The 15,111-nt window shown below is 60.3% G+C and carries 10 protein-coding genes; 2 read left to right on the top strand and 8 right to left on the bottom strand.

Annotation, left to right across the window (positions count from 1 at the left end; translation table 11 throughout):
- Entirely contained in the window at positions 1-897 is an 897-nt protein-coding gene (locus M9Q49_RS33555; protein WP_254513705.1) for a hypothetical protein, read from the bottom strand.
- Between the two features lie 27 nt (positions 898-924).
- Complete coding sequence (locus M9Q49_RS33550) at positions 925-2,571, bottom strand: hypothetical protein (protein WP_254513704.1); 1,647 nt, start codon at positions 2,569-2,571, stop codon at positions 925-927.
- 386 nt (positions 2,572-2,957) lie between these two features.
- On the opposite strand from M9Q49_RS33550, the gene M9Q49_RS33545 reads away from it, so the two are divergent.
- Together M9Q49_RS33545 and M9Q49_RS33540 are read left to right on the top strand one after the other, a co-directional pair.
- On the top strand, positions 2,958-4,325 hold the full coding sequence (locus M9Q49_RS33545; protein ID WP_254513703.1) for an AI-2E family transporter: 1,368 nt from the start codon (positions 2,958-2,960) through the stop codon (positions 4,323-4,325).
- Positions 4,322-5,551 (top strand): AI-2E family transporter, encoded by a 1,230-nt coding sequence (locus M9Q49_RS33540; protein WP_254513702.1) that lies wholly within the window; start codon positions 4,322-4,324, stop codon positions 5,549-5,551. Before M9Q49_RS33545 ends, M9Q49_RS33540 begins: the two co-directional genes overlap by 4 nt.
- A gap of 4 nt (positions 5,552-5,555) precedes the next feature.
- Here the strand turns inward: M9Q49_RS33540 and M9Q49_RS33535 are convergent, their stop codons facing one another.
- From M9Q49_RS33535 to M9Q49_RS33510, 6 genes are all read right to left on the bottom strand, one after another.
- Entirely contained in the window at positions 5,556-7,307 is a 1,752-nt protein-coding gene (locus tag M9Q49_RS33535) for a carbon starvation CstA family protein (RefSeq protein ID WP_254513701.1), read from the bottom strand.
- Between the two features lie 107 nt (positions 7,308-7,414).
- Positions 7,415-8,908 (bottom strand): hypothetical protein, encoded by a 1,494-nt coding sequence (locus tag M9Q49_RS33530; protein ID WP_254513700.1) that lies wholly within the window; start codon positions 8,906-8,908, stop codon positions 7,415-7,417.
- Between the two features lie 230 nt (positions 8,909-9,138).
- Positions 9,139-11,304, bottom strand: a complete 2,166-nt coding sequence (locus tag M9Q49_RS33525; RefSeq protein WP_254513699.1) for an alpha-amylase/4-alpha-glucanotransferase domain-containing protein — start codon at positions 11,302-11,304, stop codon at positions 9,139-9,141.
- Positions 11,305-11,538: 234 nt separating this feature from the next.
- Complete coding sequence (galT, locus tag M9Q49_RS33520) at positions 11,539-12,552, bottom strand: galactose-1-phosphate uridylyltransferase (protein WP_254513698.1); 1,014 nt, start codon at positions 12,550-12,552, stop codon at positions 11,539-11,541.
- Between the two features lie 247 nt (positions 12,553-12,799).
- Positions 12,800-13,285: a tetratricopeptide repeat protein gene (locus M9Q49_RS33515; protein ID WP_254513697.1), complete on the bottom strand. Its 486-nt coding sequence runs from the start codon at positions 13,283-13,285 to the stop codon at positions 12,800-12,802.
- 9 nt (positions 13,286-13,294) lie between these two features.
- Complete coding sequence (locus tag M9Q49_RS33510) at positions 13,295-15,070, bottom strand: carboxylesterase family protein (protein ID WP_254513696.1); 1,776 nt, start codon at positions 15,068-15,070, stop codon at positions 13,295-13,297.
- Positions 15,071-15,111: the final 41 nt, after the last annotated feature.

The following is a 15,111-nucleotide window of genomic DNA, read 5'->3' as shown; positions in this document are numbered from 1 at the left end:
TCAGTCTCCTTTCTGCTCGACCACGGCCAAGCGAAAGCCATCGCCGGCGCCAGGCTGAAAGCTGAAGACCGTGCGGCGGACCTGCGTGAAGTTGTTGGCCTTAGCTTGTTCGGCTTCCACCCGCAGCATGTCGGCTTCGAGGGCCGGCGGACAGAAATGAGCGAGCACTTTCCCCTCGATGCTCAGTCCCGCGCGGCCGACGAGGATTTCATCGGCTTCACGCATCGGCCCGCGATTCCAGATCAAATAGAGTCGTGCGTCAGTGTTGCCGGCCGCGACGCGGACTTTCGGTTTGGGGTTGGAGAGTTCTGACAGATACGAAACCTGTTGCGAACCACCGATAACGCCGAGTTCCATCTGGAAAAAATCGAGTTGCCGCGCATAGGCTTCGATGGTGAGGCCCGGCGGGAATTGGATTTCCCAACGCTCGTGATTGGGGAGCTCGAGCTTCGCGGAATCGCCGGCTCCACCGCCGCGGACGATGAACTCGCGCGGGGCGGTCGCTTCACCTGCGCCGACCAACAGCCTCGCTTGCAATCGCTTGGCGGCAGCGGTGATTTTCTCGAGATGCTCTTCTTCAGCAGCAACGCTACGTGACGTCGGCTTGGCTTGTTCCAATTGATACGCGGGCAATGGCGGCGCGGTGCCGCGGTCGGGAGGAACGGCCGCCGCTTTGATCATTTGCACCGGCGGCGATTTGGGCAGGAACAACAGCGCTGCTCCGCCGCCGACGACGATCAGAGCCGCAACCAGGCCGATAACCACATACAGCAGCGTGGAGTTTTTCTTCTTCGCGAGCTCAACGGCGGTTGTGGCCGCAGCAGGCGATTGCTGTGCGGGAGCGACGGGTTGGTTCGCCGGAGCGAGAGAATCGGGCTGCGCGGGCTGGCTGGTCATGCAACGGGTGCAATCGAACTGGAGTGATCAATTCAGGAACTCTGCATCCGGGCGAATGTTCAATAACCAGCGCTTCCAGGCCTGGATGGATTCTTGACGCACCGTTTTGTTCGGCTTGTCAGATAGATTGCTCGGCGAAACGATTCGCCCTAGCGAACGGAGGCTTTCATCGGCGGCCAGCACCACGCGCCAATCGGGATCGTCGAGCGCGGCGATGAGCGACTCGGCTGCCGACAGGTCGCGCATCTGACCGAGGACCCGCACGGCCGAGAGTCGCGCATCGGCAACGCCGGTTACCACTAGGCCGCGGAGTCGCGTGAGGAGCGGCGGCAACTCCGCTGGCGGCAGGGCCACGAGTCGTTCGCGGAGCAATTCCAGATCGCCGTTGACAGTGGCGAACGCGCGATGCTCGGGCTGATGCAAGATCTCGACAAGCTGCGCCGCCGTGACATTCACTTTGGTTTGCACGATGCGGCCCGAGCGAATGGCCACTTCTTGATTGTTCGCCGGCAGACCGCGGCCTGCGACGAGCAACCCTTCGGCGTACGCTTTCGAACGTTCGATGGCTTTCTTGGTCGAACGCAGGAGGAAGAGCGTGGCGAAGGCCGTGTCGGGAACATCGAGGCCCGGGTGATCGCTCTTCCACGAGCCATCTTCCAGCTGATCTTTCTTCAGCATGGTGTAGCCTTCGCTGTACCAGCGCGGTTCCTTGAGGAACCGGCCGTCGGCTGCCTCTTGAAAACTCTGGAACCGCTCGAAGCCGTAGAGGTAATACATTTGGAACGACTTCTGTTCCAGCTTGGCATTTTTGCCCATCCAGCCGCGGCCTCGTTCGAGGGCGGCCTTCAGCAACCGCACATCCACCTTGTCGCTGAGGGCGGCTTGCGCGCCGCCTTTTTTCAGCAAACGCACCGCGGGGGGCAATTTGGCGTCGCGCTCGCTTTGCAGTTCGGTGAGTTTCAGCAGATCGGCCACCATGTGCAGACAGCCGAGACCGGCCGCGGTCATGCTCGCGCGCGTCCCCGCTTGTTTGACGAGTTCGACTTTCGGCCGCTTGCCGTCTTCTTCGACGATGGCGGCTTCGCTGCCTTGATAGCCCCACGCGCCGCTGGGGTCCTGCGTGCGAATGATCCAGTTGCCCACTTTTTCTGTCGTCGGCACGTCCAAACCGAGGCCGACCTTCGAGACTTCCCAGTAGGCGAGCACCGCGTACTGAGTCATCGAGGTGTCGCCGGTCGCGGCGTGCTGGCCTTGGGCGTAACCCCAGCCGCCTTGCTCTTTTTGCCGCAGCACGAGGGAGTCGCGGAGCTTGAGAATCTCGATGTGGTATTTGCTGGGATTGAGCGTGCAGAGAAAGATGATCGAAATGCCGGTGCTGTAGATGTCGTTGTTGATCGCGGCGGGTTCACCGCGAGTCGCTTGCAGACAGGCCTGCACGGCGGCTTCGACCTTGGGATGCGTTTCGTCGGCGCCGTTCTTCAAAAAAGCCAAGGCGATGAGGCATTTGCCGCCGAGGCGGGTGTCGTCGGCCGTCTCAAGAAATTTGAAAGCCTTGTCGAGCACGGCTTTCACTTCGGGGGCCTCAGGAGTGATGGCGACGGCAGCGCGCGGCGCGGCCCCGAGGCATGTCGCAAAAACCAACAAGGGGACCGACAGACGAAGATGCTGGCTCATCACGTCCGCTCCTGATCGGCATTCACCAAACGACCTCGAGACCTGCGGCTGAGTTGCCGGAGCCTCGAAATCCGCTTCAGAATTGAAGTTCGGAACTTCCAGGGATGCTAACGAGCATGGAGGGGCATGTCAAATAAAGTCTGGAGAAAATGCAAGTTAATTGAAGTTGTGTGTCGCGCGGAGCGACAGGATCGCTTTCAGAGTTTGCGCAGCCGTCGCGGAAGGCTGCTCGCGCCGATGCCAAGGTGCGGGGTCGGCGAACAGGCTGTACACAGGTATTGGAACCTGAAGTGATGCAAATGGCCGTGGAACTGACGGATCACTTCCGGCACGGGAAGTGCTTAAGCGCGGCTTGAACTGTTGTCGAGCTTGAGAAAGTCCCTGCCATGGCTGGTCCGCACGTGTCGTTTACGGTTACTAACTTGCCCACGGAAATCGCGGGTGCAGAGACAGAAGTTCCTGCGCTCGTCGTGGCCGAGGCCAGCGAATGGAAGGTTCGCAATACCGTACAGGCGACGCTGATTGCGGTCAGCGTCGCGCTGATCGCCTTCGCAATTGCCTGGCATCGGCAGTTGGGACTGTTGTTCTTTGGTGGCATTGTGCTGGCAGTCGCACTGCAACCTGTGATTCGCCTGCTCGAGTCTCGCCTGCGGATGAACCATGCGTGGGCGACCGTGGTGGTCTACTCGCTCTTCACGCTGCTGCTGATCGGCAGCGTTGTGCTGCTACTCCCCGAGTTAGTCTCGCAAGGCCGAGCTTTTTGGGAGCGGCTGCCTGGATTCTACGATCAGGGGCGCGATTTCCTGCTGGCATCAAGCAATCGAACGCTGCGAACGATCGGCAATCGCGTTCCGGTCACGATGCCCGAGATCACCGGCATCGGCTTGATGAGTCTCGGCCTGGGTGATTCGAGCAACTCGCCGCTGTCAATGTTGTGGCAAATCGGAACGGGCATGCTGGGTTGTCTCGCGGTCGGCGTGCTGGCCTTTTATTGGTCGACGCACGAAGAGGCGACGACGCGCTCGATCTTGCAGCTCGCCCCCGATCATCGCCGCGAGTTTTATCAGGATCTGGTCGATGAGTTGCTGCGGAAGCTCGGCGGTTACGTACGCGGGCAGTTGCTGCTGTGCGCTGCGGTCGGCGTGCTGAGCTTGATTGCGTTTTTACTGATCGGCTTGCCCTATTCGCTCATGCTCGCGCTGATTGCCGGCGTGCTCGAAGCCGTGCCGATCATCGGGCCGACGCTCGGCGCTGTGCCGGCGATTCTGGTGGCGCTGTCGCTGGGGCCAGAGCAAACCGCGCTGGTGATTGTCGCCGCGATGTGTGTGCAAACGCTCGAAAACTATCTGCTTGTACCGAGCATCATGGGAAGCAGCGTGGGCCTAGGAGCGGTGGTGACGCTGGTTGCGATCGTAGCGTGCGGCGCACTGTTCGGCGTCGTTGGGGCGATCTTTGCGATTCCGCTGGCCGCCGTTTGTCAGACATTATTCGAACGCCTGGTGCTGCAAGCCGATTTCAAAACGCAGGAATTCACCTCCAGACGCGACGCAGCCGGGGTGCTGCATTACGAATTGCAGGATCTGATCAACGACATCAAACGGCAGCAGCGGCAAAAAGATACTCCGGCCGATTTGTGGACGACCGAAAGCTTTGCCGAGATCGAAACCTTGGCAGTGACGATGGATGAAATGATTCGCGACGAACTGGAGGACGCTGTGCCCGCTCGGACCGTAGCGAAGGTGACCGTGACATGACCCAACTCACTTTGGCGAAACATCTCGCGGCGATTGCGCTCACACTCCTCGCCCTGCTTGCGCTGTGGACAGCAGGATCGGCTGTTGCGATCTTTATGGCATCGCTGGCGGTAGCGGCGGCCTTGCATCCGCAGGTCGAGTATTTCAGGGAGCGCGGCTGGCCCTCGTGGGCGGCGGCGGGAGTTGTCGCCAGCGGTTGTCTGCTCGTGCTCTGCGTGCTGCTCATCATGCTTGCTCCTTCGCTCGTGGCGAATTTGCGTTCGCTCGAACAAGACATCTCGCTCGCGGCCACTTCGTTTGCCGAAGCCTCGCCCGATCACTGGTTCGTCCGCATGACCAGCCCCGTGGCGGAAATCAGTGAAGAGATCAAAGAAGAAATCAAACAAACTCCCGCTGGTGAATCGCCGGCGGCAAAGTTGGGGCAGATGCTCCTCACGCCCTTGATCGGCACGGCGGCGGGACTGGTGCAGCTCTCGGCGCTAGGTGGTATTTGCTTTGCGCTCGCGTTTTATTGGACGCTCGACCGCGAACGTTTCGAACGACTCTGGCTGTCGCTCGTTCCGGTGCGCCGTCGAGTCGGAGCGCAGCGAATGTGGCAATCGATCGAGCGCGAGGTCGGCGCTTATTTGCGGAGCGAGATTCTGCAATTTCTGCTCGCGGTCGTGCTGCTGTGGGCGGTGTTTTCGGTACTCGATCTGCGCTACGCCGCGCTGGCTGCGGTGGTGGCGGGTTCGCTCACACTCATTCCTTGGTTGGGCACCATTTTCGGCTCGGCCGTTGTCATGATTCTTACGTCGCCCAAGCTGGCCGATTGGAACGGGCCGTGGGCGAGTTCTCAAACCTGGGCAGCGCTAGCCGCGATTGTGCTGGTCCTCTGCCTACTGGAATTTGTCATCGAGCCGAAGTTGTTTCAGCGCGATCGCTACAACCCGCTCTGGACCGCACTCGTCGCGATCGTGATGGCAGCGACCTGGGGCATTTGGGGATTGCTGTTTGGGCCGCTCGCGGGATATGTGCTGCAGATTCTGGTGCGGCAGGTTTATCCGCGACTGGTGCAAGTGCAGCCGCGGATTGCCAGCGAAGCGAGCCTGCAAGAACGCCTGAAGCAATTGGAGTCGCGCTTCAGTGAACAGGCCGAAGTCACGCCCGAACTCGTCAGTCTGAAAAAACGACTGACGGATCTGGTAACGAAGCGGGCCGAAGTGGGAGTTTCGGCAACTGGCTGATGAACTACGCCGCGGCCGGTTGCAGCTTGGGTTGCGACGGCGGACTGCCGATCGTGGCAATCACGCGAATGGCTTCGCCGAGCATGATGATGGCGAGCACCATCAGCACCACCCCGGCCCACGGCACGGGATCGGCCGGCACGGTGAACTTGCCATCCTTGAAAAAGCTCGGCCACGTGAGCGCTGTCAAAGCCCAGGTGCTCATCGTATACATCCACACGGTGGGAATGCCCGTGACGACCCACACCCACCAAGCCCGCCGTGTTTGCCACAGCCAGACCGTGACGCCGAGGAGCGTGAGGGCGGCCAGCAATTGATTGCTCGCGCCGAACAAGTTCCAGAACATTCGCCACACCGGTACGGCGGCGTCGCTGGGATGTCGCAACAAGAAGAACAGCGGCGTGCCGGCGGTGAGTGCGGTTCCCACAAACATGCCGGCGAAATTGTGTTGGCCGGAGAGTTCTTGCAGGATGTAGCGGCCAAGTCGCGTGCAGACATCGAGCGTGTCGTACACAAACGTCGTGAAGGCCATCAAGCCGAAGGAAATCGCGAACGCGCGAAAGGCTTCGTTGGTGCTGATCACTTCCATAAACTTGCCAATGCCCTGGGCATAGATCATGTCCGGGCCATGCTTCGTCAGGTCGAGTTGGGGCGAGCCCTGGGCAAACATCATCACGCAGCAAAGCGAAACGATGGCGACCATCGCTTCCATCAGCATCGCGCCGTAACCGATCGAGCGAGCGTCGGTCTCACGCTTGAGTTGTTTTGACGTGGTGCCCGAAGCAATCAGCGAGTGGAAACCGCTGCAAGCGCCGCAAGCGATCATGATGAACAGCGCCGGGAACAGCGTATTGATGCCCGAGCCGTTTTTCACTTCCCAGCCGAGGAACTGCGGGTATTGAATCGTCACACCGCCAAAGGCCAGGCCGATGGCGCCAGCGCCGAGCGCGGCATAGAGGAAGTAACCACCCAAGTGCCCGCGCGGTTGCAGCAGCATCCACACCGGCACCATGCCGGCGACGAGGCAATACAACAGCAGCAGCACGTCCCACACCTTGCGGGAGTTGCCGGGTGAAAGGTTCAAAATCTGCTGCAGATCAACGGGCATGTACTTGCCAACGTAAATCGCCACGGCGACGAGCGGCACGAAGATGACCGTTGCCATGCCCAGCGAGAGCTTTCCGTATTTCATCCACAGACCCATGATGATCGGCAGAATCAAATACAGGATCGACGACGAGGCAATCGCGCCGCCGCTGACATTCCCCGCCTCGGCTTTGGGAGCTTGAATGAAGCAGCCCGCCGTCACGTCGGTGAAGGCCACGATGATGTAGACCAGTGCGATCCAGATGAACGTCAGGAACAACGTGTACGACAGCGGGCTCATGTGTTCGCGTACGACCATGGCGATCGATGTCGCGCGGTGGCGGATCGAAGCGACCAGGGCGGCCATATCGTGCACGCCGCCGATGAAGATCGAGCCGATGAGAATCCAGATGAGCGCCGGCAACCAGCCGAACGTCAGACCGGCGACGATGGGTCCCACAATGGGCCCCGCCGCGGCGATGGCCGAAAAGTGCTGCGGCAGGAGCGAGTGGGCCGGCAACGGCTCGAAGTCGAGGCCATCGTTCAGTTCTTCGGCGGGTGTTTGTTTGTTCGGGTCGAGCTGGAACAAATGGGTGAGAAGCCTGCCGTACGTAAAGTAGGCAATTGTCAAAATCACGGCACAGGGGAGAACGATCCAAAGCAGATTCATGCAACACCCGAAGAGCGGGAGGGAGGGCCAATCGCAGCTTTCAGGATAAGCTCGGATTGGTTTTTAGGCAACGCGAAGGGCCGTCGGGCGGCGAAGTGAGGAGAGTATTACTTGATCGTAAACTCGATCATGGCTTCGCCCTGTTTGCGGCCCTTGAAGTCCTTCTTGGCCTTCAGATCTTCGACGGCGAGTTCCAGGCGGTAACGGCCGGCCGCGAGTTCGTTCGGCAGGTAGATGCGATAGGCCAGGAAATAGTCGCGGCGGAAATTGCGGCAGACTTCGCGATCGAGGGGGAGTTGCCGTTCGTCGACAATGCTGCCGCTGGCGTCGAAGATTTGATACGAGCCCTGCAGTTCGGTCTCGAAGGCGTTGCGGTTCTTCTCTTCGGCGGCGAAGTTTTGCACTTCAACGTACAGAATGACCTGCTGCTTGGGGGTGAATTCCGCTCGTGGAAACTCGGTGTACCAGCCGAAGCTTTCGACCTTTTCGCAGAACATCAGGTTCTTCAGGTCGAGCTTGCTGACGGCGGAGAGGCGTTCGTTGGCTTCGTGCAGCGAGCGGAGGATCTTGGCGTTTCGCAGGCTGGTCCGCTTGGCATCGTCGGGTGACATCCAAGTGGTGAGAGCGAACATCAACTGCTTGAAGGCTTCGCGCTCGGCAGGGGGCATTTGTTCGATCTGATCGACCGCGCTGTCGGTTTCATCGCCGACGAGTTGCAGCAGTCGCAGCTTTTGCTGGAGCGCGGGGAGTTGGTCGAGTTCTTTCCGCTCGGTTCGCTCGCGGATTTCTTTTTGCAGCGAGGCGATCAATTTCGGCAACAGCACTTCAGCTGTCTCGGTTGCATCCGAGGGGGAAGCCGGTTCGGTGGGCGGAGTGGGCGGTGATTGCGGTACGCCAGGAACATTTGCGGCGGGAACATTCGCAGCAGGAACATTGGCAACGACTTCGCTCGGGGAGACGAAGGTCGGTGGTGTGAACGGTTGGGGCGGCGTTTCGACGACGGGCGTGAAGTGTGCGACCGGTTTTACGTTGGCTGTCGGAGGAGAAACTGCGGGCGGTTGCTGCGAGTACGCGGCGTGTTGCTGTGGATAGGTCGGTTGCTGCTGCAGAGTGTTAAGGCTGCCGAGCGGCGTGTTGACGGGCCAGGATTTGTCGGGCGAAGGGAGCAGAGCATTCGCCAGCGCGCTGGGCGTGGTGACGTCGAGTGTGATCGGCGGATTGACGGGCTGCGAGGGTGTTTGCGGCTGGTTCTCGGCGGCTGGTTCTGGCTGCGATTGAACGGTGGCCTGTTTTTCGAACCGCATGGGCAAGCGGCCGGCGAGTTGATTGGGATCGAGCTGCTTGGCGATCGGCGTGCCGGTTTGTTGCAACGGCAAGGGCTTGGCAGCCTGGGCTTGCGACTTGCTAAGCGCCGTCGGGTATGGCTGCTGCTCGCGAACGAGTTCGGGCGGCGGCACTTCGGGCGTGGTGAGCTTGCTGAGGATCTGATCGTGATGCTGAGGCGTGCCGAAGGGATACGGCAGCGCGCAGCCGCTGAGAGCGAGAGGCGCCAGGAGCGCGCTCGCGAGCAGCAGGAATCGGCGACGACGTAGACGGATCACGCTGGCTTCCGCGCAACAGTGGATCGTGGGAAGACCTTCCTCCCAGCGCGGCGGATGTTAGTGACCGAAGAGAATCAACGCAAGGGAGAATGCGTTGCTAGCGAATGTCGGCTTTCGCTTTGCGACGGTAGGGTGGGTCGAGCGGTACTCCGCGAGGCCCACCACGGTTGACGTCCTAATTGGTGGGCCTCGCGGGGTACCGCTCGACCCACCCTACGGGAGAAGCTGGCTTACGCCATTACGGCGGCTCGTTCCGGTTGCATGCGCCGTTCGGCGATCGCGGTGCTGGTGGTTAGCTGGATCGTGGCGGTCCACTTGCCAGCAGCATCGCCGCGGACGTGCCAGTGTGGCAGCACCGCGACAGACTGGTGGACCAATTCAAAACCACCTTCCGATTGACTAACGGTTTCGATCGGGAAGGTCCAGAAGCTGGTCTGGCGGTTGGCGACCATCTGCACGTCGATGCCAAGCCATTCGTCGGTCAAGCCGAGCTGATTGGCGTCTTGCAGATCGAGTTGCGTGCCGAGTTGGCCGTAGCGGATGCCGTTCAGGTTGTGGAAGTAGCGATCGTCGGCGCCTGAGGGCAAGCCGGCGAAGTTCAGCTCCACGGCGAAGTGCAACAGCTCGTGCGGCGGCAGATTTTCGAGCTGGTAGGTCAGCTCCATCGTCTGGCTGCCAGCCATCATCGTCACGGCCTTGGTGATGCGGATCTCGTGACCATTCACGTGACCGGGCCGAGTCAATTGCACTTGAATGCGATCGGCTGCCCGGCGGATCTTGGCTTCATACACGCCGTTGATGAAGTCGCCCAGCTCGCGAGCTTCGCCGCGGCTCACGCCTTGCAGCGTCGCACCCAGATCATAGAAGTGATCGAGCAGGCTCTTCCGCTGAGTCGGGTCGTATTGCAGCCGTTGATCGAGGCCCGGCTGCTTGAAGACGACGCGGTCGTGAATGCTCGACACGCTGCCATTCGCGCCGGCAGGACCGGCGAGCACCTTGCGGTGATACGACTCAGGCCGCCGCGTGAGCGTGGCGCCCAGGTTGTGGCAAATCGAGCGAACATCGAGCTCATACAGCATGCCGCCCTGAGCCGGCGCGAGGAGCGCGATCAGCTTGTCGCTGGCAAGGCGGACTTCTTGCTTGAGATCGAAGTTGTAGTCGTCGGTCGTGGCTTCGACGTAGGCTTCGGTCTTGCCGGCCGCTTGATCGATCAGATTGTCGGCGGCGATTAGCTGATTGAAAATCGCGTTGCGCAAGTGCGGTAGATAAATGCCGCCGAACGCGCCGTGCCAGTACGGGCAATTGCATTGACCGCGGTAGAGCGCCTGCCGAGCGTTTTCGAAAGCCTGGCCAGCCACGCCATCGCGCTCGGCTTGGGCAAAGCGTTTGCTGGTCATCATCATCCGCGAATACATTTCGTTGGTTTCGGGATACTTCACTTTGAAGTTCCGCCAGAAACCGCCGCGGACGAATCGCTTGATTTGCGGCCAGCGATGATCGTGCTCGAGTTCGTGCACGACGTGGTCATATTCGAGTTGCTGATTGACCGGCAGAGCCCACTCGGTCATTTCGCGATAGCTGCCGTCGGGCAAATAAATCTTGCCGACCGGCGGTGTGCTTTCGTTGGCTTCGGCCAGCGTGCTCATCTGCAGCCAGTCGCGATTGGCGAGCAACGCATCGAAGAACTGCCGCAGCCAGCCGTTTTCGTAAACGTGTTTTTTCGTGTCCGGCCAAGTGCCGAACTTTTCGCCGTCGTCGCCGAAGACAACAACCGCGCCGGGAAACTTGGCATGGATCCCGCGGAGATAGTCGATGCTGGCCTGCGGCGATTGAAACGGAATGGTGTAGCGCAGCGGCTCGCTGCCCGGAAAGACGCACAGCACGCGGCCGTCGTCTTCGGTCAGGTAATAACCGTGCAGCTGATCTTCGGTCAGACCGGCGTTTTTGAAGTGAAAGTCGTCGAGCACGGTGTACTTCATGCCCGCGGCAACGAGGTCGCCCGTGAGCGATTGTTCCCACACGCGTTCCGGCATCCACATGCCTTGCACGTTCGCGCCCAGGCGGTTTTCGAGCCAGCGCGAGTACGTGGTGATCTGACCGACGCGATCGCGCGGCGGAATCATCGTGAGGATCGGTTCGTAGAACGGACCGCCGACGATTTCGATGCGGCCGGCGCGCACGAGGCGGGCCACGCGATCGATGTATTCGCCGTGGCGCTCGTCGAGCCACTCCATCAGCGGGCCGCTGGTGTGCAGCGAAATCTTCAGGTCGCTGTACGACTCAAAGACATCGAGGAACGGCAAGTAACTATCTTGATAGGCTTGCTCGAACACGCCGTCGAAATTGCCGACGGGCTGATGATTGTGCAGAACCAGGCACAAGCGAATCGGATTCATCCCAGGACCACCATCATTGACGCTTTAGGATTGCATGCTCGCACGCACCAACGGCCGCTAGCTGAGCGCATGGAGAGGCGCAACAACAAACGGTCGTCCTCAACATCGGCCAGCTTCCTACGGCTTAGCTAGTTATTTCAATCGGAACTTTTGGCGCCGTTAGGCAGAGCAGTTGTCAGCGACATCATGCTAGCTGTCTGTGTATTCACAGCGAGCACGCAGGGAGAGAATGAATCACACCGCTCGGAGCGCTGCCGCAGCTTGCTCGGGCAACTGCGGGTTGAGCCAGCACCCGGTGCTCCACTCAAACCCGGCTGCCTTCGTGAGCCGCGGAAAAATCTCGATATGCCAGTGATAGTGGTCGCGCGGGCCGATGTCAAAGGGTTCCGTATGTAATATCAGGTTATATGCTGCGCCCCCGATCTTACGTTCGATACGACCGATCAGCTCACCTGCAATCGTTGCCAGTTCGCTAAGTTCGCCAGCCGGCAAACTCTCGATCGAACCAGCCGCCCGCCGCGGCGCGATGCAGACTTGATACGGAAACCGACTGGCCCAGGGACAGAACGCCACGAGGTTTGCCGACTGAGCCACCACTCGCTCGCCGGTCGCCAGTTCCTCGTCGACAACCTGCGTCAACAGCGACTGACCAGTCTTGGCCTGGTGCTGGTTGAAACGTTCGAGTTCCTTCTGCACGTCATCGGGGGTCCACGGCAGGGCCACGACCTGGCTGTGCGTGTGTTCGAGCGAAGCGCCGGCTGCCGCACCGACGTTTTTGAAGATCTGCACGTACTTGAACCGGCCATCCTGCCGCAGTTGGCGGAGGCGATCTTGATAGACCTGCCAGACCAGTCGCTGCTGATCGGTTGTCAGCTGAGTAAGGCTGGTAATGTGCTCGGGCGATTCGATGATCACCTCGTGCTGGCCGAAACCGTTGCGGTGCCGGTGAAGCGAGCCGTTCGAGCTGCCGTTGCTGGTCGGCGGCCCATCGGGGATGACATCGGTTGACACCGCCGGGTACTTGTTCGGCACGACCCGCACCTGCCAGGGAAAGAGCTTGGCCCGGCCGTTGACGGCGGGATAAACCTGCACCGGGTTCGGCGTTTGAGACTCTTGGCCGGCACAGAAGGGGCAGCCAAAATCGCTGCGGCGGTCGGTATGCTCGACGAATTCCTGAGGTCGAGCGGCGCGGTCACTGCCGACGATCACCCAACGCAACGACAACGGATCTTGGCGATACTCGGGCATTGCGGGGGCCTGCCAACCGAACAAATCTGCCAAATAAACAAGGTGGGAGGGGTCAGTCTAGCAAGCGCCCCGGCAGGTGCGTAAGGTCGTATCTTCGCTGTTTTTCGCGGATTTTTGGCATCCAGCGCGGCTAGCACGGCCGCGACTAACTGACAGGCTGTGTCGCAATCTCGGTTGTGCCGGATCTGTGTTCGTCATGCCCGGAGCGCCGGAGTCTTTTCCGCCGCTAATCGTCGACTGCACTCTTTTACGCCTCATTCTTCGCGGCATCCATCAGCCGGAGGGCAGACTCGGCCATGCCATTTTTGTTGCTAGGAAATTCTTGCAAGGCCTGTTCGTAGTACGCGCGAGCACGCTTTCCGTCGCCGATTTGGCCGTAGCAGAACCCCAGGCTAACCAGCGCCATCTCTCGATAGGGGATGCCCATTGAGAACAAGGTGATGGCCCGCCAATCATCGATCCAACGATGGGTCTGAAAAAAGTGCAGACTTTTTTCAAACTCCGGAATCGCTTGTTCAAATTGCCGCCGTTTGCACAGGGCGACTGCCGCTCGATGGTGGCGCGAAATCGTACCCCGTAGCAACAGCGCCACAATCACATACGCGAGAGCGCCGTACGACGGGCCATATCGTGGAGCGATCAACCAGCCCAGGGAGACGAAAACAGCCACGATTGCCAGGTTGATGGCAACGTTTGGCCAGTGAATTGGTCGAACGATCGGCGTGCGCGACATAATGGAACTTTACTTCTTCAGGGCTGTCGCCGTTTCCTGGTACTGAGCCCAGGCAGTTTCCTGCAATGACTTGGCAATATCGGCCGAAATTCCTTCCGGCGCGGCGAGCCCCACCGGACTGCGGCCAGTCAGCACGCTGTAGATGCCGCAGGAGTAAAGGTACGAACCTTGCAGGCCCGGATGGGCACGGTCGCTGGCGAACAGGCTTTCCATCTTTTCCTTGGTCGGCGTGTCCCCGAAGTAACGCACGTAGGCCTGGCTGGCGTCAACGATCGGCGTCTCCAACTCTTTTCCCATGGCGACATGCAAGCGGTGGAGTCGCTCGAAACCCTTGGGGTAATCGCTCAAGATCGAAGCCGTGCCGAAGAGCACCGTGCGGCCGCCGTTCTCTTTCACCAGTTGATGAAACTGGCGGGCGTAGGGTTGAAAGGCGGCTTCTTCGACGTTGTAAATATCTTGCAGCACCACGAAATCCCAACCGCCGCCAGCGATCTTGCCGCGGGCCGTTTCGGGGCCGGTACCAGCTTCCCAGTGCGAACGGAGCGACGCGCCGCCGCGCACGCAACCAACCAACTCGATCGGCCGACCACCTTTGTCCGATGCGTCCAGCTTCTCGAGCAACTGCTTGCCCACGATCGTGGGACACTGACTGTTGCCGATGAGCAGCACTTTGATCGGCTTGGCTTCGCTGCTCTTCGGCTTGTCTTCCTTTTCGTTCTCATTAGCAGCGACGATCTTCTCGACGATGAGCCAGGCCCGCTCCTCGAGGGCAATCTTGCCCGTGATGGCGTAGCTTCCTTGCACTTCACCCTTGCCGATCTTGGCGAGCAGTTCGGCGACGGCTGCGGGAGCATCGTCGGCCGCTCGCAATCGATAGCGAACATCTTCGATGGCTAGCCGCGGCGCGCTGTGGCCAGTGCGTTCGACTTTGCCCGTCCAGGTATCGCGCATGCCGTGCGGCAGAGTCTTAGTGATCAGCGAAGCATCGGCGGGAACTTCGCTCGGTGTGAACACCGGAGCCGTCGAGCGTTTCTGCGTGAAGAGCCATTCCTGCAGCGCCGGCTCGGCCAAGGCTTGGTTCATTTCATGCGAGCCGTTTTTGTATTCCGTGTATTTCACCGGCGCGGCGATCTCCTTCAGCGCGGCGACAATCGTGCGACTGCTATCTACAGGCGCGATGCGATCTTGATCGCCATGAAAGACCCAGATCGGCACGTCCTTGATGAGCCGTGCGAGCCCTTTGCGATCTCCCGGCGGTCCCGCAATCGGAAACGCCGCGGCGAACAGATTCGGATAACGACTCAGCAAATCCCACGAGCCGCAGCCACCCATCGAAAAGCCACCGATATAAATCCGCCGGTCGTCGACGTTGTACTCCTTCTGCAAATCGCCGATCGTGGCCACGATCATCCGCGACGGCTCGGTGATTTTGGGCGGCTCATTCAAACCGACGCCTAGCCACGAAAATCCTTCTGGGCATTGCGGCGCCATCACAATCGCCTGGCTCTTCTCTGCGTTCCCCAGAAACGTTGACGTGATGCCGCTCAGTTGTGCCGTGTTATTGCTGCCGATCTCGCCGCTGCCGTGGAGCCAGATGATGAGCGGCCAGGCCTTCGCGGCGTCGTAGCTTCGCGGCACGAGCAAGCGATATGGCAGCTTCTTTTCACCCTCGCGATGCTCGCGCACTTCGAACTGCGGAAACCGCGGCGGTTGCTTGTCTTGGGCCTCGGCCGAACAAGCATGAAGCGACACTGCAACCATCAGCAGAGTGACAATCCGGTGCATGGCTGACTCATCCCAGGGGAAAGAGAGGGGAAATGGCTGCG

This window comes from Anatilimnocola floriformis (assembly GCF_024256385.1).
In the GTDB taxonomy this organism is placed as follows: Bacteria; Planctomycetota; Planctomycetia; order Pirellulales; family Pirellulaceae; genus Anatilimnocola; species Anatilimnocola floriformis.
Note: the sequence above shows the minus strand (reverse complement) of the source record. Positions and strands in the feature narration are given on the sequence as shown.

What these genes read in the sequence shown, in the direction of transcription:
- M9Q49_RS33555 (WP_254513705.1), bottom strand. Translation starts at nt 897, where the DNA reads ATGACCAGCCAGCCCGCGCAGCCCGATTCTCTCGCTCCGGCGAACCAA.
- M9Q49_RS33550 (WP_254513704.1), bottom strand. Translation starts at nt 2,571, where the DNA reads ATGAGCCAGCATCTTCGTCTGTCGGTCCCCTTGTTGGTTTTTGCGACA.
- M9Q49_RS33545 (WP_254513703.1), top strand. Translation starts at nt 2,958, where the DNA reads ATGGCTGGTCCGCACGTGTCGTTTACGGTTACTAACTTGCCCACGGAA.
- M9Q49_RS33540 (WP_254513702.1), top strand. Translation starts at nt 4,322, where the DNA reads ATGACCCAACTCACTTTGGCGAAACATCTCGCGGCGATTGCGCTCACA.
- M9Q49_RS33535 (WP_254513701.1), bottom strand. Translation starts at nt 7,307, where the DNA reads ATGAATCTGCTTTGGATCGTTCTCCCCTGTGCCGTGATTTTGACAATT.
- M9Q49_RS33525 (WP_254513699.1), bottom strand. Translation starts at nt 11,304, where the DNA reads ATGAATCCGATTCGCTTGTGCCTGGTTCTGCACAATCATCAGCCCGTC.
- galT (WP_254513698.1), bottom strand. Translation starts at nt 12,552, where the DNA reads ATGCCCGAGTATCGCCAAGATCCGTTGTCGTTGCGTTGGGTGATCGTC.
- M9Q49_RS33515 (WP_254513697.1), bottom strand. Translation starts at nt 13,285, where the DNA reads ATGTCGCGCACGCCGATCGTTCGACCAATTCACTGGCCAAACGTTGCC.
- M9Q49_RS33510 (WP_254513696.1), bottom strand. Translation starts at nt 15,070, where the DNA reads ATGCACCGGATTGTCACTCTGCTGATGGTTGCAGTGTCGCTTCATGCT.